Raw genomic sequence first — 24,452 nt, forward strand, 5'->3', positions numbered from 1 at the left:
GCTCGGGGAAAAATCCGAGACTAAAGAATGATTTTGTTCCGCAACTGCTGCAGGTACAGGTCGGCGAGTACGAGTGCCGCCATGCTTTCGACAATTACGGGCGCGCGGACGGCAACGCAAGGGTCGTGGCGACCCTTGGCGGCGAGTTCGCCGTTTTCGCCATCGCGGCTTGCCGTTTTCTGCCTTTGCGAAATCGTTGCCGTCGGCTTGAACGCCATGCGGCAAAGGATGTTTTCGCCATTGCTGATGCCGCCTACGATACCGCCGGCGTTGTTCGTGCGGGTATGGTAGGCCTTGCCGTCAAAGAAAATTTCGTCGTTGTGTTTGCTGCCGTGCATGCGCGTCCCGGCAAAACCGCTCCCGACTTCGAATCCCTTGCAGGCCGGGATGCTGAGCATTGCTTGGGCGAGCAGGGCGTCGAGGCGGTCGAACACGGGTTCGCCGAGCGTCGCGGGAACGTTTTTCACGACAAGGCGGACCGTTCCGCCGATGCTGTCTCCGGCGCTCTTTGCCGCAAGCACGGCGGCTTCCATCTGGGCGCTTGCCGCCGTGTCGGGGCAGCGTACCGGCGAAGCCTCGATGGCTTCGCGGCTAATCTTGTCGGCTTCCACTGCCGGGCATTCGATTTCGCCGATGGAGTCCACCCAGGCGATGAACTCGGTCCCTGCGAGCTGCTTCAGGAGCAGCTGCGCGACCGCTCCCGCGGCTACGCGGCCTATCGTCTCGCGTGCGGAGCTCCGTCCGCCGCCGCGATAGTCGCGGAAACCGTACTTCTGGTCGTAGCAGAGGTCGGCATGTCCCGGACGGTACCATTTGGCGATGTCGGCATAGTCGTTGCTATGCTGGTCCTCGTTGAACACGACGAAGGAAATGGGCGTTCCCGTGGTTTTTCCTTCGAAAACGCCGCTCAGGATCCTCACCTTGTCCTTTTCGTCGCGGGCGGTGGTCGTTTTGCCTTGCCCGGGACGCCTACGGTCCAGGAATTTCTGGATATCTTCCTCGCAAAGGGGGAGTCCGGCTGGGCAGCCGTCCAGGACGGCCCCGACGGCGGGTCCATGTGATTCGCCCCACGTTGTGACGGAAAAAAGCTTACCAAAAGTGCTTGCCATGCCCAAAATATAGATAAAGACTGCAAAAATCCTAATTATCCTTGTTTAAAACGCCAAAAGTTTATTATCTTTTACATTGGTTTTTAGGAGATGATTGTGCCAAGATTAGGATCCATAATTGCGCTCGTCGTGCTCGCACTTTCTATGGAAGTGTTTGCGCAGCGCCATACTGAGTTGGAATTTGCCGGCATTCCTTTTGGCGTATCTCGTGAAACAGTCGTCGAGGAACTTATGAAAATGGGCTACGACACCTATGACCAGGGCGGTCATACCCAGGTGCCGGTGTTCAAGTTCGGCGACCTCCCTGTCCAGGTAGACTTTATTTTTAACAAGAACGAGAAGTTCTATGCCTTCGAAATCCGCACGGGCCGTGTGGAAGAAGCCCGCAAGGGCAAGGCTTTCGAGGCAGTGGAATACATGTCGGAGCAGTTTACGCTCAAGTACGGCAAGCCTTCCGCAGACCCCACGATCAAGGAACATACGCTCCATTCGGGCCGCAACATCTACCAGGAATGGTACGGCGTGAAGCTCCTGAATGCCGCGACTTCCGTTATCAAGCAGGGTGAAAGGTATTTCGCCGTTGGCGTCGTCGAGCATCGCACGCTTGCCAAGGAAGCCGCCCCGACAAAGAAGGCCAAGGAAAAAACTTCGGCCGAACCGGTGTTCTAGGTCAGACCGGACCGGACACCTAAGTCCAAGTCAGAAAACAAGTTAAGAGACCGGACCGCCAGTGCCGGTGTGACCTACGTCACGCAAATTAGTTTGTATGAATGTCGCTAGGGCTTGGCGGAGTTGCACTTCGGGCAACGGCCGCGCAGGTAAAGGGACGCGCTAGAAAGGGAGCTCCCGCGGGGGAGCATTTTTTCGCATTCCGCCGGGGATTCCATGATGTCGATGACCGCGCCGCACCGTTCGCACTGGAAGTGGCTGTGCGGTATGGTTTCCCCATCGTAACGGAGATAGCCTTCGCCAAAATCGAGCGGTACGACAAGGCCGCACTTTGCCAGGAGCTCCAGCGTATTGTAGACGGTCGTTCGTGAAAGTCCCGGGTGTTCAGGCAACAGCGCCTGGTATATGGAGTCGACCGAGGGGTGGACCTTGTTTTCCCTCAGGTAGTCGAAAATCACCAGCCTTTGAGCGGAAGGCCTTATATGGTGATTCTGTAGGATTACTGCGCTCGATATCATCTTGAAAAACGGGGTGCGGCTAACTTCGGCAGGTCTGCTTCTCAAGGTAAATTGTAATAATTACAATTAGCTCTTGAACTTGTCGAGGGCGTTGTTCGGGCCGATAAGGAACAGTACGTCGTCTTCCTGGAGCACGATGTCGGCCAGGTTACCGATCTTGGGGGTCGGTTCCTGCGGGTCGCGGATGGCGATGACCTGTACCCCGTACTTGTGGGTGATGTTCAGGTCCTTCAGCGTCTTCCCGATGAATTCTTCGGGGCACACCACTTCCACGATGCTGAAGCCTTCCATGAACGGCAAGAAGTCGAGCATGTTCGGGCGGTTCAGGCGTTCGGCAAGTGCAATGGCGCTGTCGCGTTCCGGGTGGAAGATGTCCGAGACGCCGAGCTTTTCGAGGATGCTCGAGTGGGCGGCGCTACTGGACTTCGCGATGATGTGCTTGACACCGAGTTCCTTGAGGTTCAGCACGGTGAGGAGGCTTGCCTCCAGGTTCTCGCCAATGCAGACAATCACGGAGTCCGCCTTCTGGAGCGGGATGCTCGCGAGCTGCTTCTTGCGGGTGGAGTCGGCGACCATGGCCTGCGATACGGTGCTGGAGATGTCCTGCACTTTTTCGGGATGGTTGTCCACCACGAGCACGTCGTGCCCGAGGCTCGTCAGGTGACGGGCGAGGAAGATGGCAGAGTTGCCGAGACCGATAATGATGTACTGCTTAGATGCCATGGGCTATAATTTAGTAATCAATCCCTAATTATCAATTATCAATTATCAATTATCAATTGATGATTAGCCCACCATGATGTCTTCTTCGGCAAACCAGGTGGTGTTCTTGACCTGACCGGCCACTGCCGAGATGAGGAAGAGCGGCCCCATACGTCCGATAAACATGACGCAGCATATGACTATCTTGCCGACCGTGCTGAGCTCGCCCGTGAGACCCATGGAAAGCCCGCAGGTACTGTAGGCGCTCACCACCTCGAACAGAACCTTGAGGAAGGGGGTCCCGTTTTCGTTGAATCCGATTCCGGCGGGGATTTCGGTGCAGAGCAGAACCATGGTCGCAAGAGCGATGACCACGATGGCCACCACGAAGATTCGCACGGCCTTGTCGACCGTTGTTTCGGGAATGGTGCGGCCCAGCACCTGGGTCTTTTCGCGGCCGAGCAGGCGGTTGAAGCCGAGCAACCCGATGACAGCCGCCGTGGTGACCTTGATGCCGCCGCCGCAGCTACCGGGGTTGGCCCCGATGAACATGATGATGATAAAGAAGAACAGCGAGGAGGCGCAGAGGGCCGGGGTGTCCACCGTGTTGAGTCCGGCGGTACGGCTCGTGAAGGCCATGAAGAACGTGGTCTGGAGTTTGTCGAAGAAAGAGAGTCCGTTGAGGCTGTTGCCCCATTCGGTGAGCATGAAGGCGATTATGCTTGCGACGACGATGATGAGCGTGCAGAACGTCGCGATGCGGGTGTGCAATGAAATCTTGCGGAACTTGCGACGCTTGAAGTCGAAGGCGTACTGCAGTTCCGTGATGGCGAGGAAGCCGAATCCGCCCGCGAGCGCGAGGATGCAGGTGGTGACGTTCATGACGGGGTTCAGCTGGAACTGTACGAGCGAGTCGGGGAACAGCGTGAACCCGACGTTACAGAACGAGCTGACCGCCTGGAACAGGGAACAGAATATGCGGTCGTACATCTCCATCCCGCTGAACTGCGTGAAGTAGACGACCCCGCCGATAGCTTCGAGGATGAACGTGAAGGGGAGCACCGCCATGAGGATTCTCTTCGCGTCGACGTTGCCCTCCTGCGTAAAATTCGAGAGCAGTACGGACTGGTGGTTGAATCCGGGGTGCATGCCGGCAAGCAAGATGAGCACCGTAGATACGGTCATGATACCGAGGCCGCCCAGCTGCATCAGGACGACGAGGACCCAGTTGCCGAATCCGGTGAACGTGGTGCTGATGTCGATGACGGAAAGTCCCGTGACGCATACGGCGGAAGTCGCCGTAAAGAGAGCCTGCAAGAAGTCGATGGGTTCGCGAGTAGAGACGGGCAAACGGAGAAGTACGGCTCCGACCGTTATAATCATCAGGTAGCCCAGCACGACCAGCGTGAGGGGGTTCGCCTGTTTCTTGGCCTTGAAGACGTTCTCGGAAGTCGTATCCGTGAATGCCTGGTACTTTGAACGTAGCATAGAGCGAAATATAGCATTTTTCTAAATTTGACCGCATTATGAAGAATCTGCGGGCTATATTGATGCCGATTGCGATAATCCTCGGGATTCTTATCCCGCAGGCGCACGTGCTTTCGCCGATGATGCCGTTTTTGATCGGCTCGATGATGTTCCTTACGTTCGTGACGAAAATTCCGCCCCAGACGCACGGCTACACCTTCAAGATCGAAATCCGCGCTCTCGTGGTGAGTCTATTGCTCGTTGCTGCTCTCGCCGGAATCGTGAAGTTGTTTAACCTCCCGCGCGAGGTGCTGCTCGGCGGCGCCATCATCGCGCTTTGTCCGCCGGCAAACGCGGCCCCCGCCATGGCGAAGATGCTCGGCGGTTCGGCATCGCTCGCATTGAAGATTTTCTTGAGCGGTAACCTCATCGCCTGTTTCTCGATTCCCGTCGTGTTCGGCTACCTCACCGGTACCGAAGCGAACTTGAGCGAAATCGCGATGAAGATGTTCAACACCATCCAGCCCATCATCAGCATCCCGCTTGCGTTTGCGCTTGGCCTGCGCGCCTTTTATCCGGAACTTGCCGACCGCGCCGCGAAATTCCAGAAGTACACGATGTTCATCTGGACGTTCTCGGTATTCGTGATTTTGGCGAAGGCGAGTTACGATATCCGCGAGATGGGCTTTACGGAACTGTGGAATAGCGGCAAGCTCCCCTTGATGGCGGGCATCTCGCTGATTCTCTGCATTCTTCTCTATGCGCTCGGCTGGTATGTCGAAAGGAATCGCCGCCCCATCGAAAGCGCGCAGAGCATGGGCCAGAAGAATACGACGCTCGTCATCTGGATTTCTACCTTGTATGCAGGCCCCGTGGTGGCGCTTGCCCCGACTTGCTACGTGGTGTGGCAGAACCTGGTGCTGAGTTTCTTGTCGGCGCGCATCAAGCCGGAGGACCCTGCAGGTACGGAGCCGGCAAAGAAGGAGTAGTTTCCCGTGACTCCCGCTGAACTTGTCAAGCGCCTGCTGGCCGAACAGGATTTGAAGTACCGCGACTTCCATGCGTCGCTGTTGCCGAACATCGACAAGAAATCGATTATCGGCGTGCGCGTGCCCACGATGAGGAAAATCGCGAAGGAATTTGCTTCGTCTGCGACGCCGGTAGAACTCGGCAAGTTCCTGGACAAGCTGCCGCACAAGTATTTTGAGGAGAATCAGGTTCACCTCTTTGTGGTGGAACGCATCAAGGATTTTGACGAATGCCTCGCCCGCATAGAACAGTTCTTGCCTTACATAGACAACTGGGCGGTATGCGACGGCAAGTCGCCTAAGGCCTTGCTCAAGGACGAGACACGCTTTCTGGCGAGCATTGAAAAATGGCTCAAGTCGCGCGAGCCTTACACGGTGCGGTTCGGCGTGAACATGCTCATGAACTTTTTTTTGGATGAGCGGTTCGAAAAACGCTTCTTGAAATGGATTGCCGCTATTGACGAGAACGTTTTCGACGATTCCGATTCGGGCGCCGCGGGCGCTAAGGCACGCCCCACCGACCGCTACTACGTGCAGATGGTTATCGCCTGGTACTTCGCGACCGCCCTCGCCAAGCAATGGGACGCGACGTTCCCCTACATCAAGGGCCGTAAACTCTCGCCCTGGATTCACAACAAGACCATCCAGAAAGCATGCGAAAGCTACCGCATTACGGCGGAGCAAAAAGAAACTCTGCGCAAGTTGAAATAATTTGGGTGCGGAATCGCTCCGCTCGGTCATGACCAAGTACACTTGGTCGCGACTCTCGCCTTACGCATTTGTCATCACGCACCAGCGGCTTCGAGTCTCGCTACGTGGCAGTATGCAAGCTCTTTGGTTTTTTCATCACGGAGATGCAGGCTGGAGCCTTCGCAGTAGCGCCAGTATTTGCAATCCTTGCATTCGCCGATTTTTGCCCAGCTGCGGTCGCGCATCACCTGGTAGCGGTTCTGCCATACATCCCAGAAGTCGTCCTTGTAGATGTTGCCCTGGATGTAGTCGCCGCGCAGGCTCGGGCAAGCCGAGATACTTCCGTCGCAAAGCACCGATGCGATATTCACTCCCGCCCAGCAGAAAAACGGGTTGTTGCGGACGACTTTTTCGTAGCTTCCGAGGAACCCTTCGCAGTCGTAGTTCACGTTGATCATCTGCTTCTTTTTCGCTTCGCGGATAAATTCAAAAGTTTGGCGGAACTCGTCGTTCGTGAGCATGAATAGCGGGTTGTCCTTGGCGCGTCCCTTCGGGAACACGTTCGAGACTCTCCAGTTCCTGACACCGAGATTCACGAGCAGGTTGTGCAGCTGCGGGAGTTCTTTCAGGTTCTTCTTGTTCACGCACGTCATCACGTCGAAGGTGAGTTCCTCGACGCTGGCCGCCATGTGGATGGCCCGCACGGCGCGTTCAAAGCTGTGCGGGTTACCGCGGAAAAGGTTGTGGTTTTCTTCGAGGCCGTCCAGGCTGATGGTGAGCGAGCGCAGTCCCGCATTCATGAGATTGGTAAAGCGTTCGGGATTTAGGCCAAGCCCGTTTGTCACCATGCCCCAGGCATAGCCGCGATTCTTGATTTCCTGTGCGCATTCCTCGAGGTCGGCGCGCATCAGCGGTTCGCCGCCGGTAATCACTACGGCAAAGTTCCTGGGATCGATATGCGGCGCGATGCTGTCCAGTACCCGCAAGAAATCTTCGCGGGGCATGTCCGGAATGGCGTCGGCAACGCAGTCGCTACCGCAATGCTGGCAATGCAGGTTGCAGCGCAGCGTGCATTCCCAAAAGAAGTACGTGAGCGGGTGCGCCTTGATTTCGTTGTGACGATAAAGACGGTACGCCTCGAGTGCGAGTTTTTTCTTTATGCCGAGTTTCATTATTTTAGGGATGCATTACCGTGTTCGAGACGCCGTAAAGGGGCTGTGCTTCTACGAGGGTGTCGGGGCCGCAAATGTCGCTCGGGCATCCGTACAGGTCTACCGCGCCGTCTAGGATAGTGTACTTGGACTGGAATTCGGCATAGTTGTAGACCTTGCCGTCGTCGCACTTGTACGTCGTTTCCTTGACGACCACGGTGCCGTACTTGGCACAAACCTGGTCTCCGCTGCACTGCGGGGTCTGCTCCGTCTCCTTTTCCTCTTCTACGCAGGTGACGCCGTCTTCGCAGGCAATCTTCTTGCCCTTCCGTTCGCAAGTGAACATCACGCCGTACTTGGGAGCGACCATTTCGCTGCTGGAACTGGGCATTAAGACGCCGTACTTTGCCGCGACCATGCTGGAGCTCATCGGTACGCCATACTTGGGCACAATCATTTCGCCGCTGGAACTCCTGGCCACGGAACCGGAACTCCCGATGTTAGGGGTATCGGAGGAGCTGGCCGCCGACGTCCCGGTGTCAGAACTTTCTGCAGCCGTTTCGGACGAAGCCGGATTGTCGGTTGCGCTAGATTCCGGGGCTGCTTCGGTGGAGTTGGAAGATGCTCCTTCGGTCGAAGCGCTCGAGCCCGGGGGCGTTACCGCGGCGCTGGAGGCGGGCTGGTCGATGGAGGCGCTGGATGCAGGTTCTTCGGATGCATTGCTGGAGGCGGTGTCGTCACAGCTGGCCCAGAAGAAGGCGGTCATCGAGAGCAAGATTTTTTTCCAGTGCCTGTAAAACATCTGAAACTCCTTTTTGGACAAAGTGGTTAACCTTTTTAATATATATAAACAGTTCTCGCTTTGCAAGTAGGTTGCATTTTTACGTGATAAATGGGTTCGATAGATTCCAAAACGCCTTATATGGGAAAATGTTTGACATTTGAAGGGCAAAGGGGTATATTTATTTACATGAAGGGATTGGTTCAAAAATTTACAGCTGTTTCGGCGGCTTTCGGCGTTGCGTGCCTTGCGGGCATTGCATCCCCTGCGCATGCGCAGACCAAGGTCGTCGTGGATCCGGGAAAAAAGTACCAGGTTTTCGAAGGCTGGGGCACTAGCCTCTGCTGGTGGGCCGTGAAGGCGGGCGCCTGGAGCGAGGCGAACCGCAGCAAGCTCATCGGTGCGATTGCCGACCCCGATACGGGACTGGGCTACACGATTTTCCGCTACAACATCGGCGGCGGCGACCAGCCGGGCCATGACCACCTTACGAAGGGTGATGGTGGCGGCAAGGTTCCAGGTTACAAGCCGACAGAAAAAGGCGATTACGACTGGACGGCCGACCCGTACCAGCGCGCGATTGCATTGGAACTCGCCAAGCGCGTGAAGGACCCGATTTTCGAGGCGTTCAGCAATTCGCCCCCGTGGTGGATGACCAAGAGCGGCTGCGTTTCGGGAAGTAGCGACGGCAGCGACAACCTCAAGGAAGACTATTTCGACGACTTCGCGGACTACCTCTCCGAAGTGGCGCTCCATTTCAAGACGGAATGGGGGCTCACGTTCCGCACGGTGGAACCGTTCAACGAGCCTAGCGCCGGCTGGTGGAAGTCGAACGGCGGGCAGGAAGGTTGCGGCTTCAAGAACAACCAGTCCAGGATGATTGTGGAACTCGGCAAGGCGCTCCAGAAGAAGGGGCTCTTCCCGGAAACGTCGGTGAGCGCTGCCGACGAGACGTCCATCAAGCAGGCGCACGACCAGCTGGGCAACTACACCGCGGAGGCGCTCTCTTACCTGGGTCAGGTGAACACGCACAGCTATTCCGACGGCAGTTACCGCAAGCAGCTCTTCAACCGCGCCTTCGGCCTGAACAAGCGCCTTTGGCAGTCCGAGACGGGCCCGCTCAGCAAGAGCGGCGACGAGCATATCGCGCTCTGGATGGCGAACGTGATTATCCAGGACCTGCGCGACATGCATGCGGAAGCGTGGGTGGACTGGCAGATCGGCGACCCGGCCGAGAACTGGCGCAGCCTCGCGCTCAACCACAGCAAGCAGACTTTCACGCCGAACGCGCGCTACTACATGCATGCCGCTTTCAGCCGCTACATCCGTCCGGGATCCCGCATTATCGATAGCGACAACGGCAATACGCTCGCGGCACTCACGCCCGACGGCGCCCTGGTGCTTATCGTGCGCAACAGCGGCTCTAGCGACGTGAAGTACAGCTTCGACCTGGGCGAGTTCGTGAAGATTGGCACGAGCGCGAAGGTGGTGCGGTTCGAACTGCCCGGCAGCTTGACCAAACAATCCGATATCGCGATTTCGGGCAAGGCGCTCTCGATGACGGCGAAGGCCAACACGATTACCACGATGGTGATTGACGGTGCCGAGGGCGGCGCCTGCAAGCCGGATTCCATTATCCCGTATTCTAAAATCAACAATAACGATGGCTGGTCCACCGAAACCGAAATATCGCTTTCCAAGGGCGACTCGCTCTCGATTGGCCCGCATCCGTGGGAAGGCGGTCGCTGGGTATGGACCGGCCCGAAGGGCTTTACCTCCACGAACCGCGAAATACACCTCGGCAAGATGGACGGCACCATGAGCGGCTACTACAAGGCGGTCCACACGAACGCCTCGGGCTGCGAAGGCTCCGTGACGTTCAAGGTGGTGGTGGACGATCCGGCGCACCCGTTCGTGGAACCCGATACGACGGACACGACCATCACGGCGTTGCGCGGTTTCGACGGGCGTGTTTCGGAAATCCGTGCGGGAATCCCGGTGCAGGTATTTGACTTGCAGGGACACCTCCTGAAAAGTATGCCGGAATTCCGCCCGCAGGAGTTCCGTCCGGGAATATATGTCGTGAAGCAGGGGCGTCACGTGCGCCAGATTCGAGTACGGTAATTCTGAATTGCTATACTTTGTCCATGCTTTTACAGACAAAAATCCAAAAAATCGTTTTCTCCATTCTCGCCATCCTTCTCCTCGTTACCACGGTCAAGGACTGGTTTGACTTTCACGCTTGCGGCGCTGTGAGCGTCTGCCTTTCCGATGCCGGACAGCTCCAGCTTTATACGAAGTTCGCGATGTCCGTCATGCTGACGGCATTGGCTTTTGTGACGGCTGCCAACGGGTTCAGCGTGCGTGATGGCAAGATCTTGCGCATAGCCTTCATCTTCTCGCTGCTCGCCGACTTCAGCTTCAGCATGATCAAGGCGATTGCTCCCGATACGGGTTCGTTGAGCACGGCGCTTGGCATCGCCTGTTTCATGGTTTTCCAGACGGTCCTTATCTACAGGCATTCGCGTACGTCCGAATCCGACAACAGCATTCCCAAGATTTACTGGCTCCTGGCGGTCGCGCTTGTTGCCGCCGTGGTGCTCGGTGCGACCAAGATTCTCGATTTTACGGTCGCTCTCGTGGTCGCCTATGCCGTATTTCTCATCACCTCGATTGTCGTGGGTATTCTTGCTCCGCGCAAGGGCTTCTACCCCGCAGAGAACGCCAAGTTTGTGCGCATCGGCATGATCGTCTGGTTCTTCGGAGATGCGCTGGTCGGACTTTCCATGATATCCGGCGACGACCATAGCGCCCTGCAGATGGTTGCGACGTTGGCCAACAATTTCATCTGGTGGGTGTACGTGCCCTCGCAGCTCCTGGTAATCCGCTCTTGCGTCAAGCCCAAGGCCTAGCCTAAAAAAAGAAATCGCCCAGGGCCAATAAGGTGCTGGGCTTTTTTTTGTACAAAAAAAGGCATCCTACACGGTGGAACACTCGAAACTACTATTATGAAATGATAGCAGTGCCTTGGTGCTTCGTTTTTCGCGTCGTAGCGCGCCTAAACTAGACCACAAGAGCAACGAGCTGAATTAATCTTGTTAGATCGGGCGTTAATCCGTGTGATGCCTATATTCTAAATATAAACCCGGACAAAAGAAAAAGCAATAGCCTGGACGCTATAATTTGTACTTTGTTTGTCAGGTTTCTGTAAAAAAACTATTCCCAGTCCTTGGGTTGCTCGATTCCTTCTTCCAGGAGGCTGGAGATGTCCTTGATGCTCTGGTCTACCTGTTCACGGTACACCTTGGCCTGATGGAGCCTGCGTTTGGCTTCGAACAGCTGCTGGGCCATTTCCAGGGCGAGGAGCGCCAGGCGTTTCCCGGCTTCGAGGTTGTACCTGCCGTAGCTTTCGTAACGTTCGTCGATGTAGTCGACAATTTCCTTCAGGTCCGCATCGGAGAGGTCCGTGCGGATCTGGAGCCGTTCCTTGGCAACGTTGATACTTATGGATCTGTGTGTTTCTACGTCTGCCATTATTTCATTCCTACGCCGAATGGATCATCGTCCATCAGCCAGTTTAGCCGAAAAAATTTGTTTGCGAGCCTCCATTGCTCGCAGAGAATAAATCGTTGTCTTTTTCGTTAGCGCCATGAACTTCGATGGGGAGGTCTTCGTCTTCAGAAATCTGGTTGAAATCCAGGACAGGTTCTTCCTGGGCGGTTTCGTCGATAGATTCTGCGGCCTGCTCTTCGACAGCAGGTTCTTCGGCGGCAGGTTCTTCGGCAACAGGTTCTTCGGCAACGGGGTCGACTGCGGGAGCGGGTTCTTCGGTGGCGGCCGGTTCTGCCGCTGCCGCGGGTTCGTCCGGGGTCAGGGACTGGTCGATCGGGAATTCGGTCCCGAGTTCGTTTTCGATGGTGGCGAGAAGCTGCTTGAACTTTTCCTGGGCCTCGGCGATTTCTTCGCCCTGTGCCTGGATGGTGTCGTTCATCTTCTCGATGGCGTTCGCCTTTTCGGCGATGTCCGCGTTCAGGGCATCGATGGAGGCGCTCTTTTCGGCCAGCTGGTTGTTGAGGCTGTCGATACAGGAATCCTTTTCCGTGAGGGCGCTCTTGAGGGTCGCGATTTCTTCGCATTGGGCGGACAGCTGTCCGCGGAGCCCGTTGATTTCGTCAATCTTGATGTTCAACGCTTCTGTCTGGGCGGTCACCTGGTTTTCGCGGGCGGTGAGGGCCGCCTTGCATTCGACCAGCTCGGAGCTGGCGGTATTCAGGAGCATGTTTTTGTCTTGTAGTTCTGCCTTTGTGCCGGCAAGAGCCTGTTTTAGCCCTGCAACCTCTTGGCGAAGGTTGCGTATGGTGACAAGTACGCTGTCGACCTTTTGTGATAGAAGGTTGATGTTCTCTAGATTCATTTTCGCTCCGTTGTGTTCAAGGGGAAAATCCCTTAATAAGATATATAAAAAAACAGCGTAAGGTAGTAATTTTTTGAAAATTATGTATGGTTCCTTTTTTACTTTTGACAGAGTATGCTTCCCGTGAACGAACACATCGAACGCCGCCTGGCCGAGCTCCCCGCACTGCCGGGGGTGTACATCATGCGGAACTCGCAGGGGAAGATTATCTACATAGGCAAGGCGAAGGTGCTCAAGAACCGCGTCCGGAGCTACTTTGACGGCAGCGACCATGCGGGCCACCGCGCGGCAACCCTGATGCTGCCGCATATCCGCGACATCGAGTGGATTATTACGGAGAGCGAGTCCGAGGCGCTTATCCTGGAAGCGAACCTTATCCGTAAGCACACGCCCAAGTACAACGTTCTCCTGAAAGACGACAAGCATTTCCCGTACCTCGCGTTCTCGGTGCACGAGGACTTCCCGAGGCTGTTCCTCTCGAGGGCGGTCCGGAAGGACGGCTGCCAGTACTACGGGCCCTACATGAATTCCCGTATGATAGGCCAGCTGCAGGACATTGCCGCCCGCCTGTTCAAGATTCGCGAGTGCAAGCTCAAGCTCCCGCTCGCAAGGCCTGCGAGACCCTGCCTCAACTACTATATAGGCCGGTGCAGCGCCCCCTGCGCGGGGCTTATAACCAAGGAAGAGTACCGCGAGTCGGTGCTCCAGACGCAGATGTTGCTGAACGGAAAGCGCGACGACCTTATCGGGCAATGGGAGCGCGAGATGCAGGAGGCGAGCGACCGGCTGGATTTCGAGACCGCGATGAAGAAGCGCGACGCCATCGAGGCCTTGCGTGCGACGGGAATCCACCAGAAGACCGACGTGACGGACCCGAACCTCTCGCTGGACGTGCTCAGCCTGCGCCGCAACGGGACGATGGCGGCCGCCGTGATTTTCGAGTACAGGAACGGCGTGCTTAGCGGCCGCCGCCACTACCGCCTGGAATGCAAGCTCGAAGAAGACGAGGCGGGCATCCTGCAGCAGATGCTGGTGCAGTGGTACCTGGACGTGGAGCACATCCCGGGCGAGATTGCGACCGACGTGGCGCTGGAAGCGGACCGCGAGCCCCTGGAGCAGGCGCTCGCCAAGAACGCGGGCCACAAGGTGAATGTCACGAACCCGCAGCGCGGCGAGAAGGTTGGGTTCCTCAAGCTGGCCGGCGCGAACGTCGACATGATCCTTGTGGAGATGCGCGCCGAGGTGCAGAAGTACAGCGAGATAGACCAGAGCGTGTTTGAACTGCAGAAGGTGCTGGGCCTCAAGAAGACCCCCTTCCGCATCGAGTGCGTCGATATTTCGCACCTGTCGGGCACGAACACGGTGGCAAGCCTCGTCGCCTTCAAGAACGGCAAGCCCGACAAGGCGAACTACCGCAAGTTCATCATCAAGACGGTCACGGGCGTGGACGACTTCGCGAGCATGCGCGAGGTGATGACCCGCCGAATCCGCAGGCTGGAAGAGGAGGGTACGCCCATGCCCGACCTCTGGGTATGCGACGGTGGCAAGGGCCAGGTGGACGCCACCATGGAAATCCTGAAGGAGCTCGGGCACGACAAGGACCTGCCGCTTATCGGGCTCGCGAAGCGCCTGGAAGAAATCGTGTTTCCCGACGACCGCAAGAGCATCGTGCTGCACCGCACGAGTCCCGCGCTAAAACTGCTGCAGAACGCCCGCGACGAGGCGCACCGCTTCGCCATCACGTACCAGCGGAGCAAGCGCAAGAAGGACCTGGAAGTGGAATGGCTCAAGATGCCCGGCGTGGGCCACGAGACCCGCGTGAAGATCCTCTCCAAGTACAGGAGCGCCGAGGCCTTCATGGCCGCCCCGCTCGAGGATATCGTCGATCTGCTGGGTAAAGTCCGCGGGAACAGCGTCCGCGAACAGGTCGCGAAGTACTGCGCCGACTTTATCACTCCTCCGGAAAAATAAAGATGAGAATGCCAAAAAAAATCCCCGACCGTGTCGGGGTTTTTGGTCTAGGTCCTTCGCACAATGTGCTCGGGATGGCGTTCAGGTTATTCCTGCACGCAACGGACGCTGAAGAACTTGGACTTGGAGTCGACCTGGAAGAATTTCTTCACGGGGTCTTCCTTGTCGTAATCGGGGTGCTTTTCCACGATGATTACGGCGAAGCTGTCGCCCTTGTTGGATTCGAAGTTCTTGTCTCCGCTTTGCGGCTCGGCCGATGTCCAGTGGAATCCCATCTTTTCGGTAAAGTCGCAGCTGCCGTCCTTGCAGCGGCCGCTGTAACTCCACGTGTAGGAGGAGTCGTCAATCGCGGCCTGGGCTTCGGCTCTGGAGGGGAGTCTCCATCCCTGCGGGCAGGCTCTCGTGGCGACGATGTAGTTGTAGAGTCTACCGTAGGTTTCGCAGTTGCTGTCGTCGTCGTTGAAGCATTCGCTGTTGCTGGTCTCGTAGTCGAGGTCCTGGGTCATCCAGAGCTTCCCGCCGACTTCCTTGAGGCCGTAGGTCTTGCCGTTGCGGTTGTCGGTCAGCGTCGTGTGGTCGTCGCTCAGTGTCGGGGGTTCGTCGGACGGGATCTCGATAGTGACTCCGCCCTGAGAAGAACTGGATTCGGTGGACGGGGAACTCTTGGCTGCGGACGAAGAGGAAATGTTCGCTTCGCAGCCTTCGTTCCAGCAGAAGGTTGTGGCGCTGCTGTAGTAGGGACTGGACACCTTTTCGGTGTTTGTCGAGACGTAGACCTTGTCGACGATGGTATCTTTCTTTACCTTCGTGGAGTCCTTTACAAAGACGCTGTCCTGCATCGTCGAACCCTGGGAGCTGGATGCGGTTTTGCTTTCAGATGATGTGACTGTAGACTGTTCTTCCTGTTCGTCTTCGACCGCTGCCAGGTCGGAAGACGAGGTACATGCCGAAATAAGGGAAAGAGCGCTAAAAATGCTGAAAAAAGCGATGTAACGTTTCATATACTGAAATATACTTTAGTTTTTTGGACATGACGGAAAAAACTTTTTTACTATCTTTTTCGTCACTATGAGCAATGTTGAAGTTTTCGACACCACATTCGCCATAACCATCCTGGTTATCATGGCGGTCTGCATTCCTACGGTTCTCCTCCTGGCGAACTGGTTCCTGCACCCGGGTAAAATCAAGCAGGTTCTCATCAAGGGCTCTGCATATGAGTGTGGCCTGGCTCACGTTTCCGGTACGGCGAACGAACGCTATCCGGTGAAGTACTATATGGTGGCCATGCTTTTCCTGGTCTTCGACCTCGAAGTGGCGTTTCTCTACCCGTGGACCGTCCAGTTCCTGGGCGCCGGCTGGGAACTCCTGATCGTGCTTCTCGGTTTCTTGCTGATTCTTGAAGCGGGCTATATCTACCTGTACAAGAAGGGTGTGCTGGACTGGACGAGCATTAAAGATTAGTAGAGTGTTCTATCTCAAATAAATAAGGTGCGGACCCCGTTGCGGGGTCCGCGTCTTGTTATGAGACCGTTCGTGCTAGAATCAGTAAGACAAGTACAGGGCTGGCACTCACTCTCGCAACCGCCCCAGTTTAATAACTGGGGCTTTGTTGCTCACGTAAGACCGCTTGAGGTATGAAAAATGAGCCTTGGTGGCTTATTGATAAAAATAATTGATTAAAAACGCAAAAATTATGCATTGGACATTATGAATTTAAGGAGGTATATTAAAAGCGTAAACAAGAAAAGCCTTAACAAAGGAGCCTGAAATGAAACTCGTTAACAAAATTGCAATGACACTCGCCTGCACCTTGATCCTGGCTGTCACGGTCTTTGCCAAGAGCGCCTATGTCGCTGTCGACAACTTGCCCGAAACGATCAAGACGTTTGTCGCCCAGCAGTTCCCTAACCAGCAAATCCTCTATGCCGAAAAGGAAGGAAGTTATTTCGAAAAGGCCAAGTTCGAGCTCGGCCTGGATAGCGGCGCGAAACTCGAAGTCGATGAAGACGGAAACTGGGAGAAGGTCGAAAACAAGGTCGACGGCGTCCCTGCCATTTTTGTTCCCAAGGAAATTGCCAATTACATAAAGGCGAAATATGCGACCGTTGCCGTGACGAAGATTGACAGGGAAGACGGAGGTTTCGAAGTAGAACTTGCTAACCGGAAGGAACTGAAATTCAACAAGCGGTTCAAGCTGGTTAAAGTAGACGACTGAGTTTCTTATGCTCCAAGAACCAAGCAGTCCCGAACGGGACTGCTTTTCTTGTAGTCTTTTCTAGAAAGCTTCGCGGATGTAGAACGTGACGCCTATCTGCTCGAAGTCTATCCACGAGAAGTCGGCGCGGGCGTAGAGTTTCTCGCTCATGTTGAGCGCGAACTGGCCGCCAAAACCGAGCCCGGTGTGCCACTTGTTCCGCATGAGGTCGCTGAAGTAGTCGCCCGTCTTGCCGCCTTCAAAGAAGATGTTGCCCGCGAGCCGCCAGAACAGGGCCTTGCGGAATTCGGTCTGCAGGAATAATGCCTGTTCGCCGTTGAAATAGTTCGTCTTGACGCCGCGGAAGCGCTTGATGCCGTCGGGCCCGGCGAGCATGTCGAACGGGACGTCCCCGCTGACCCGCTGCCACAGGAAGCCTGCGGCCATGGATGTGTTCCAGATGAACTCGCTGTAGCCGCGCATGTCGAGCTCTTGCGAACGGAATGCGTAGTCGCCCAGTGCACCGGGATAGAACTTGTGGTCCCACTGGATTAGGTAGCCGTGCCGCGCCCAGTTGAGGTTGTCGCGCGTGTCGTAGCTGAAGTGGTAGCCGAACCCGTTGCGCCAGCCGTCTACGTTGCCGGGATGTTCTATGGGGCCGCTGTAATCGTCGAAATCGAATTCGCTATGGTTGATGCGGTAGACTATCCCGTATTTGAATGCCGACCAGCTTTGCGGGAGCAAGAAGTTCGTTTCTATCAGGCCTTCGCTGTAAAAAGTCGAACGCGTCAGCTGGCGGAATTCGTCCTTGTCGGGATCGTTGCCGAATCCGTAGAAGTTGGTGCTCCAGCTTTCGTAGAAGAGGTAGACCTTGCCCGATACGCGGTCGTGCATCAAGAAGAACAGCGGCGAGATGGACGCGGAATACTGGTCTTCGGTGGTGGCGTAGGCGATGATGTCGAGCTCGCTGGTGCGCCCGCCCTCGAAGGAGGGCTTGAAAAAGAGGTTGCCCATGAGGCCGTATTCGAACTTGGTCTCCTCGGTGTAGCCGAGTACGGGGACGACGGCGTAGCGCTGGAAGCTGTCTTTTTCGCTTTTGGCCGCAGAGTCCGATTGCGCGTGGGCCGATACCGCAAAGGCCGCGACGAGGGCGGCCATGGCGGATAGGGCTTTTCGGGCAAGATTACTCACTGCAAGAAATTTAGAAAAATACCGCCTCCGTGCGAAAGGCCTGTTTTTACAATTTGTAAACGATATAAATTCGGCCGGGTGGGAAGGGGGTTCCGAAAAAATCTAGATAAACCTATGGAAAGTATGGGATGTCAAAAGAGGAGGAGTTATGAACAAGTCGGTTCATTTTCTTTTGGCGTTGGGCGTTACCGCGGCAATGGCTGCGCAGGCACCGCTCAATTACGATGTCGAGAACCGGGGCAAGGACCTGGGAGCTACGGCAGGTGAACTCAAATCCAACAAAAAGTTGCCCAACCCGTTCGAATTCCACGACGGTTCCAAGGTCACCAAGTTTGATGACTGGAGCAAGCGCCGTAACGAAATCAAGGCAGATATCGAGAAGTACGAAATTGGCGACAAGCCGATTCCTTCCGACGTGAGCGCCACCTACAGCGGCGGCACCCTCACGGTGACGGTGAAGGAAGGCGGCAAGACGATGACAATCACGTCTAAGTTCAGCATTCCCTCGGGCAACGGGCCGCACCCGATTATCATCGGCATGAACAGCGGTACGGGTTCGCTTTCTTCGAGCATCTTCAGCGGCTTTGTGCAGGTGCCCTTCAGCCACGACCAGGTGGCGAAATACTCCATGAACGGCCAGAAGGACACGGGCGTGGGCTTCTACAAGTTCTATGGCAACAAGAATTCCAATGGTGACTATTCCGCATGGTCTTGGGGCGTGAGCCGCCTGATTGACGGTCTTGCGCTGATTGCCGACGAGTACCACCTCGATATGAGCAAGATTGCGGTTACGGGCTGTTCCTATGCGGGCAAGATGGCGCTCTTTGCGGGTGCCTTCGACGAACGCGTGACGCTCACCATCGCTCAGGAATCGGGTGGCGGCGGCATCAACTCGTGGCGCACTTCCGCAGACTTTGCGAGCCGCGGCACGAACATCGAGAAGATTGACAACACGAACTACAGCTGGTTCATGCAGAGCCTGCAGCGCCAAGACCCGTACAAGTTGCCGCACGACCATCACGAACTCATTGCCATGATTGCCCCGCGTGCGGTGATTGCTCTTGGCAACCCCGGTTACGAATGGCTGGGCGACGAATCGGGCTACAAGTCCATGATGGCGGCGACTGAAGTGTGGAAGGCCATGGGCATCGAAGACCGTATAGGTTTTGACTTTACCGGCGGCCATGAGCACTGTCAGGCGGCCAGTAGCCAGACCAAGTCCGTGACGGCGTTCGTGGACAAGTTCCTCCGCAACAAGGATGCCAATACCGATATCCACGTGAAGCCCACGAACGGCAAGGGATTCAAGATTGACAACTATGGTGACTGGATTGACTGGGAAACGCCGAATCTCCCGTTCGAGGCCGCTCCGGGGCCCGATACGACCGCTTCTATCGACACGAGCTCGACGGATACGGCTACCACGTCTTGTGGCACGGGCCTCGCCAAGCCGGAACTCGGCATGCACGTCTCGATGGGCCGTCTCGAAATTACCGGCGCTCCGGCCGGAGCCCGCGTGAAGCTCTTCGACGTGCGCGGCAATGTGGTGGCTCAGTTCGGCGAAACCGGCGGCATGCTGCCGAAGGCCGGCAAGGGCAGGCTCCTCGCTATTGTCGAGAGTGCTGCTGGCGTGCGTCTCATGACAAAGGTCATCAACAATACAGGCTTCTAAAACAATACTCCTCATGCAACGCCGCACGGGTTTCCGTGCGGCTTTTTTTATGGGCTTCGCATATGCTAAACTTTTTCTAAATTGCATTTGCGATGCCTATTCTTTCTGCACAGAACATCTTGCTCCGTTTTGGCGGCCCGCCGCTTTTAGACAACGTGTCGTTCGATATCGAGGCGGGTGACCGCATTTGCCTGGTGGGCCGTAACGGCGAAGGAAAGAGTACGCTGCTCAAGATTCTGACAGGCGAGATGGAGGCGAACTCGGGCGATATCGTCAAGAAGTCGGGACTCCGCGTGAGCCGCATGATCCAGGAAATCCCCGCCCATATGGAAGGTACGGTCCGTGATGTAGTGATGTCCGGGGTTGCTGCCGTGACGGGCAATCACGACGCCGGAGACTCCGCGCGCAATAGCCATGCCGAAGCCATCCTCGGAAAGACGGGTATCGCGGCGGACGCCTTGTACGACAGCCTTTCGGGAGGGCAGAAGCGTCGCGTGCTATTTGCACGGGCTGTTGCCGAGAATCCCGACCTGCTGCTTTTGGACGAGCCGACGAACCATCTGGACATTCCTGCCATCCAGTGGCTGGAAGGAATCGTTTCGCGCCTGGAATGCGCCGTGCTTTTCGTGAGTCACGACCGCGCCTTCGTGCGGCGCGTGGCGACCCGCATTTTTGAACTGGACCGCGGCCGTGTGCGTTCCTGGGATTTCCCGTACGACAAGTTCGTGCAGTTCAGGGACCAGGCCCTTGCCGAAGAAGAAAAAGCGAACGCGCTTTTCGATAAGCGCCTGGCCGAAGAAGAAGTCTGGATACGCAAGGGCATCCAGGCGCGGCGGACCCGGAACGAGGGCCGCGTGCGTGCGCTGATCAAGATGCGGCAGGAACGTGCGGAACGGCGCACGCGCACCGGATCGGTGAACATGCAGATTACGGAGGCCGAACGATCCGGGCGCCTGGTAGCGCGACTCACCGACGTCACGTATTCCTACGAAGGGGCTCCCCTGATAAACGGTTTTTCCGCCGAAGTCTCCCGTGGCGACCGCATCGGCATTGTTGGCCCGAACGGTTCCGGCAAAACGACTTTATTGCGCTTGATTCTGGGCGAACTCAAGCCCGACTCGGGCGAAGTGCGCCTGGGGACGAACTTGCAGGTTGCCTATTTTGACCAGATGCGTACGCGCCTGCGCGAAGACAAGTCGCTTGTCGAAAATATCGGAGACGGCCAGGCCTACATCACCTTGAACGGTGTCAAGCGCCATGTGTTAAGTTATCTGCAAGATTTCCTGTTCTCGGCGGAGCGGGCACGCGGTCCCATTAGCGCCCTGAGCGGCGGCGAAAGGAACCGACTTTTGCTCGCCTGTCTCTTTAGCCACCCGAGCAACGTGCTCGTGCTCGACGAGCCTACCAACGACCTGGACATGGAAACGCTCGACCTCTTGGCGGAACTTTTGGCCGACTACAAGGGAACGGTTTTGACCGTAAGTCACGATAGAGCCTTCCTGGATTCTGTCGTAACAAGTATTTTTGCCATCGAAGACGGCGGAAACGTGTTTGAAGCCGTCGGTGGATACACGGATTACGAAAATAAACGCAAGATTCGCGAAAAAGAAAAGGCGAATGCTGCTAAAATAGCCGAAGAAAAGGCGAATTTCAAGAAAAATGCCCAGGCGCAAGGACGCTCCGGTGCTGAAAATGCGGAAAATTCGGCAAATACGGCCAAAAAGCGCAAGCGTAGCTATAACGAAGAACGCGAATATGCCGCTCTTCCGGAGAAAATCGAGAAACTTGAAGCTGAAATTGCCGGTATTCAGGCGGAACTTGCCAAGCCGGAAGTCTATACGGATGCAAATCGCATTATTGAGCTGCAAAAGTCCCTCGCCGAACACGAAACGGACCTCGAAAACGCCTATAATCGGTTCGGCGAGCTTGATGCCATCTAAAAACGCCCTTTTTGGACTGAATTCGCCGTTGTAAATTGTCCAAACTAAATTTCGGCTCCCTCTTGTGACAAAGCGCACATTTTGATATAATTTTATATAGTAATGTAATTAAAAAATAACAAGGGAGACTCCGATGGCTACTGAAAGAAAAATTTCCTCCATGCTGGTTTTCGGCGTGGTTGCCTGCATGTTCTCGGTGACGTCCGCCGCTACGGCAGAACGCATTGTGTGGGATGAAGACGGAGTTAGCGAGACGTATCCCCCGCAGAATCCGTACAAGTACACTAACCCGGCATCCAATTCGGAAGTGACCCTTACTTGGAAAAAGCCCAAGGCTACGGACGTTCCCTATGTTCTTGGCGGTACGTTCACTTCTAGCAACGCAAAGACGGACGATGGCGCCGGATTCGGATTCGTTTGGGCTGTGGACGAGGAGTATGAAACGCAGACGACTAACCTTTCTGCGTTTACCGGCGTCTGTCTGAACTATTCTGCGACAAATCCGGTTCGTCTGGATTTTGTGCAGGCGACAATTGATGATTACAACTATTTCGGCACCCTGCTTCCGACGACCAATGGCCAAAAGATAAACAAGTTTGTGGCTTTCGCCGATCTTGAACTGGGCTGGGCTAAAACGACTTCGACCAATAAGTGGAACGTCAAGCAACAGAATGGCCTCCAGTTCAGCTATAAGGGAGAACATGTTAAGAAATATGGTGTCAGCAACGAAGTTTACATTTACGCCGTGCGCCTTGCCGACGAATGCCCGCAGCATGCTCCCGAAGTGAATGCCAGTTTTGAAACGGAGTATGAACTGAACGAAGGCGAAAAGCTTGTTCTCAAGATGTCCGATATTTTCAGCGACGCTGACGGTGACGATCTGTCGATATCGGCGACCTTTAGCGGGAACAAGGACGTGGTCTCCTCGTACGACGATACGCAGCACACCACGTTGAAGGACGCTATCGAGTTTACGGTGAATCCGAATCCGAAAACCGATAAATATACCATGGTGATTACGGCGACCGATCCGTCTGGCAGAAAGGCCTCGGTGTCCATCGCCATTACTCCGATAGACATCCCGCATGCACCGACAATCAGGGATACGACGTACGTGGTGACCCAGGGCCAGACTGTTTCCTGTACGGGCAAGAGCTGCACTCTCTATGATTTCGCTACAGATCTCGACGGGGATGAAATCGATCTCGTTCTTGACGAAGAACCGGAAACAGGATCCTTCACGTTTGATAAAGATATGGGACATTTTACCTACAAGGCTCCTGGCGATTTCTATGGCGAGGTCTACTTCTCGCTCTATGCGGTCGAGACAAAAAATCCCAAGAGCGTAAGCGATACGGTGAAGTTCAAGATTAAAGTCCTGGACATCAACGACCCGCCGGTTGTGGAAATCCTGGATTCGATGATTACCTATACGATAGGCGACGGTGACGAATTCGTGGTGACTCTCGACGATCCGAAGTCGTTTATTTCGGTCGACGAAGATTTCACGGACTCCATCTGGGTCCTGATTTCTGATGAGAATGCCGTGTTTAGCGACGTGGACTCGGATATCGAAATGCGCGTGAAGACCAATGGACTGGTAAAGGCCGAAATCAAGAAAGTCGGCAAGGTTTCGTACATTGTGGTTACCGCCAAGAAGGATGCCAATGGCCTTGCCAAGGTGACGTACTATGCCGATGACGGAGAGTTCACTGCGGGAGTGGATTTCTACGTGAAGGTTGCCCCGGTGGATGACCCGCCGCTGGCTGTTGCCGATGCATACGATGTCTTCGAAGACAGTACTATGACCATTGCCGCCAAGAACGGTGTACTTGCAAACGACGTGAATCCGGACGATTCCGAAGTCCTGCTGGTTGCAGTGCTTGTCAAGGGGGCCAGCCATGGCGAAGTCAAGCTGTCGAAGGATGGCGGATTTACGTACACCCCGACGGCGGACTATGTCGGTGAGGACTTCTTCACCTACTATGTCTATACGGACGACGAAAACAAGACCAAGTCGGATACGGTCAAGGTGACGTTGAACGTGCAGGATGTGAGCGATGGCCCGACTATCACTATCGATCCGGCGATAGTCGATACGACCATTGAAGAAGACAATGCCAAGGGAATCATCTTCTCGAAGGTGGTTGTCGCTTCCTGGTTCCAGAGTGAGGGAAAGATAACCTTGGCGGCTTCCAGCGACGACAAGAAGACTACTTCGGAAATCACTACCGCAAACGCCCTTTCTATCAAGCTGGCAAAGGATGCCGTGGGCGATGCCTATGTGACGGTGTCCGCGACGGATGAAGAAGGCGGTACCTCGAAACTGAAGGTTCACGTGAAGATTACGCCGGTGAACGACAAGCCGGTTGTGTTGAAGACGGATACCATCAATATCAAGGAAGTCGACGATTGGACCGTCAAGATTGCCATGACGGATTACGTGAAGGATATCGATGGCGATACGCTGGAATACACTCCGAATCTTGCCGCCATGCTGGCTAGGAAGGTGGATGTCGTAGTCAAGGGCGATACGCTGGTGCTTTCGGCCAAGGAAACGGCAACGTTTGAAAAGGGCGACCTGCTTGCCTTCGGCGTAAAGTGCGCCGATGCCACCACCTATGTGACCGCGAGTATTTATGTCCGGGTGGGCTCTGATGGCGCTATCGGTACCAGAGCTATCGCTGCCGCTCCGACGGCGAGCTGGCGTGGTGCCATTGCTGCCAATCGTGGCGTGGCTGCCATGATGGATATGCAGGGCCGCGTGATGTGGAAGTCAGCGTTGCCTGCGTCCGAAGCCGACGTGCGTAACGCCGCCGCAAAGGTGCAGGGCCGCAAGATCCTCCGCGTCAACAACCAGACCTGGACGATTAAGTAACCCGCATTTGTCATCCCCGCGCAGGCGGGGATCTTTTATAAATGAGAAAAGCCCCGCGGAAGCGGGGCTTTTCTGTA

Annotated in this window: 21 protein-coding genes; 11 read left to right on the forward strand and 10 right to left on the reverse strand. The window is 55.6% G+C overall.

Annotation, left to right across the window (positions count from 1 at the left end):
* Positions 1–20 precede the first annotated feature (20 nt).
* Positions 21–1,109, reverse strand: a complete 1,089-nt coding sequence (aroC, locus tag B3M32_RS01710; protein WP_290742952.1) for a chorismate synthase — start codon at positions 1,107–1,109, stop codon at positions 21–23.
* A gap of 90 nt (positions 1,110–1,199) precedes the next feature.
* Here aroC and B3M32_RS01715 point away from each other — a divergent pair, with 90 nt between their 5' ends.
* Positions 1,200–1,778 carry a hypothetical protein gene (locus tag B3M32_RS01715; protein ID WP_414655164.1) on the forward strand — a complete coding sequence of 193 codons (579 nt, stop codon included), beginning with the start codon at positions 1,200–1,202 and terminating at the stop codon, positions 1,776–1,778.
* A 107-nt stretch (positions 1,779–1,885) separates the two neighbouring features.
* Here B3M32_RS01715 and B3M32_RS01720 read toward each other — a convergent pair whose 3' ends face one another.
* The 3 genes from B3M32_RS01720 to B3M32_RS01730 form a co-directional block, all read right to left on the reverse strand.
* Positions 1,886–2,341 (reverse strand): Fur family transcriptional regulator, encoded by a 456-nt coding sequence (locus B3M32_RS01720; RefSeq protein ID WP_290742958.1) that lies wholly within the window; start codon positions 2,339–2,341, stop codon positions 1,886–1,888.
* Between the two features lie 21 nt (positions 2,342–2,362).
* Positions 2,363–3,019: a potassium channel family protein gene (locus tag B3M32_RS01725; protein WP_088638658.1), complete on the reverse strand. Its 657-nt coding sequence runs from the start codon at positions 3,017–3,019 to the stop codon at positions 2,363–2,365.
* Between the two features lie 63 nt (positions 3,020–3,082).
* On the reverse strand, positions 3,083–4,486 hold the full coding sequence (locus B3M32_RS01730; protein WP_290742963.1) for a TrkH family potassium uptake protein: 1,404 nt from the start codon (positions 4,484–4,486) through the stop codon (positions 3,083–3,085).
* Between the two features lie 38 nt (positions 4,487–4,524).
* Here B3M32_RS01730 and B3M32_RS01735 point away from each other — a divergent pair, with 38 nt between their 5' ends.
* Together B3M32_RS01735 and B3M32_RS01740 are read left to right on the forward strand one after the other, a co-directional pair.
* Positions 4,525–5,454, forward strand: a complete 930-nt coding sequence (locus B3M32_RS01735; protein WP_290742966.1) for a bile acid:sodium symporter family protein — start codon at positions 4,525–4,527, stop codon at positions 5,452–5,454.
* Between the two features lie 6 nt (positions 5,455–5,460).
* Entirely contained in the window at positions 5,461–6,204 is a 744-nt protein-coding gene (locus B3M32_RS01740) for a DNA alkylation repair protein (RefSeq protein WP_290742969.1), read from the forward strand.
* A 74-nt stretch (positions 6,205–6,278) separates the two neighbouring features.
* Here the strand turns inward: B3M32_RS01740 and B3M32_RS01745 are convergent, their stop codons facing one another.
* Together B3M32_RS01745 and B3M32_RS01750 are read right to left on the reverse strand one after the other, a co-directional pair.
* Positions 6,279–7,355, reverse strand: coding sequence for a TIGR04133 family radical SAM/SPASM protein (locus tag B3M32_RS01745; RefSeq protein ID WP_290742972.1), 1,077 nt, complete (start codon positions 7,353–7,355; stop codon positions 6,279–6,281).
* A 4-nt stretch (positions 7,356–7,359) separates the two neighbouring features.
* Positions 7,360–8,136 (reverse strand): hypothetical protein, encoded by a 777-nt coding sequence (locus B3M32_RS01750; protein ID WP_290742976.1) that lies wholly within the window; start codon positions 8,134–8,136, stop codon positions 7,360–7,362.
* A gap of 168 nt (positions 8,137–8,304) precedes the next feature.
* On the opposite strand from B3M32_RS01750, the gene B3M32_RS01755 reads away from it, so the two are divergent.
* Together B3M32_RS01755 and B3M32_RS01760 are read left to right on the forward strand one after the other, a co-directional pair.
* Positions 8,305–10,239, forward strand: a complete 1,935-nt coding sequence (locus tag B3M32_RS01755) for a glycoside hydrolase family 30 protein (RefSeq protein WP_290742979.1) — start codon at positions 8,305–8,307, stop codon at positions 10,237–10,239.
* A gap of 23 nt (positions 10,240–10,262) precedes the next feature.
* A complete protein-coding gene (locus tag B3M32_RS01760; RefSeq protein WP_290742982.1) occupies positions 10,263–11,027 on the forward strand; it encodes a hypothetical protein in 765 nt (254 codons plus the stop codon).
* Positions 11,028–11,331: 304 nt separating this feature from the next.
* On the opposite strand, the gene zapA is transcribed toward B3M32_RS01760, so the two are convergent.
* Positions 11,332–11,649, reverse strand: a complete 318-nt coding sequence (gene zapA, locus B3M32_RS01765; RefSeq protein WP_290742985.1) for a cell division protein ZapA — start codon at positions 11,647–11,649, stop codon at positions 11,332–11,334.
* A 43-nt stretch (positions 11,650–11,692) separates the two neighbouring features.
* Entirely contained in the window at positions 11,693–12,529 is an 837-nt protein-coding gene (locus B3M32_RS01770) for a hypothetical protein (RefSeq protein ID WP_290742988.1), read from the reverse strand.
* A 114-nt stretch (positions 12,530–12,643) separates the two neighbouring features.
* Between B3M32_RS01770 and uvrC the strand changes: the two genes are divergently transcribed.
* The gene (gene uvrC, locus B3M32_RS01775; protein ID WP_290742991.1) at positions 12,644–14,500 is read left to right on the forward strand and encodes an excinuclease ABC subunit UvrC; all 1,857 of its coding nucleotides are present in this window, start codon (positions 12,644–12,646) and stop codon (positions 14,498–14,500) included.
* Positions 14,501–14,586: 86 nt separating this feature from the next.
* On the opposite strand, the gene B3M32_RS01780 is transcribed toward uvrC, so the two are convergent.
* On the reverse strand, positions 14,587–15,501 hold the full coding sequence (locus tag B3M32_RS01780) for an FISUMP domain-containing protein (RefSeq protein ID WP_290742994.1): 915 nt from the start codon (positions 15,499–15,501) through the stop codon (positions 14,587–14,589).
* A gap of 67 nt (positions 15,502–15,568) precedes the next feature.
* Between B3M32_RS01780 and B3M32_RS01785 the strand changes: the two genes are divergently transcribed.
* Both B3M32_RS01785 and B3M32_RS01790 read left to right on the forward strand, forming a co-directional pair.
* On the forward strand, positions 15,569–15,961 hold the full coding sequence (locus tag B3M32_RS01785) for an NADH-quinone oxidoreductase subunit A (RefSeq protein WP_290742997.1): 393 nt from the start codon (positions 15,569–15,571) through the stop codon (positions 15,959–15,961).
* 307 nt (positions 15,962–16,268) lie between these two features.
* Positions 16,269–16,715, forward strand: coding sequence for a PepSY-like domain-containing protein (locus B3M32_RS01790; protein WP_290743000.1), 447 nt, complete (start codon positions 16,269–16,271; stop codon positions 16,713–16,715).
* Positions 16,716–16,775: 60 nt separating this feature from the next.
* Here the strand turns inward: B3M32_RS01790 and B3M32_RS01795 are convergent, their stop codons facing one another.
* Positions 16,776–17,885: a hypothetical protein gene (locus tag B3M32_RS01795; protein WP_290743003.1), complete on the reverse strand. Its 1,110-nt coding sequence runs from the start codon at positions 17,883–17,885 to the stop codon at positions 16,776–16,778.
* Positions 17,886–18,033: 148 nt separating this feature from the next.
* Between B3M32_RS01795 and B3M32_RS01800 the strand changes: the two genes are divergently transcribed.
* The 3 genes from B3M32_RS01800 to B3M32_RS01810 all read left to right on the forward strand — a co-directional run bounded on the left by B3M32_RS01800 (position 18,034) and on the right by B3M32_RS01810 (position 24,375).
* The gene (locus tag B3M32_RS01800) at positions 18,034–19,557 is read left to right on the forward strand and encodes a hypothetical protein (protein WP_290743006.1); all 1,524 of its coding nucleotides are present in this window, start codon (positions 18,034–18,036) and stop codon (positions 19,555–19,557) included.
* Between the two features lie 92 nt (positions 19,558–19,649).
* On the forward strand, positions 19,650–21,497 hold the full coding sequence (locus tag B3M32_RS01805) for an ATP-binding cassette domain-containing protein (protein WP_290743009.1): 1,848 nt from the start codon (positions 19,650–19,652) through the stop codon (positions 21,495–21,497).
* A gap of 133 nt (positions 21,498–21,630) precedes the next feature.
* Positions 21,631–24,375 carry an Ig-like domain-containing protein gene (locus B3M32_RS01810; protein ID WP_290743012.1) on the forward strand — a complete coding sequence of 915 codons (2,745 nt, stop codon included), beginning with the start codon at positions 21,631–21,633 and terminating at the stop codon, positions 24,373–24,375.
* The last annotated feature ends 77 nt before the right edge of the window (positions 24,376–24,452 follow it).

This window comes from Fibrobacter sp. UBA4309, assembly GCF_002395745.1.
Taxonomy (GTDB): domain Bacteria; phylum Fibrobacterota; class Fibrobacteria; order Fibrobacterales; family Fibrobacteraceae; genus Fibrobacter.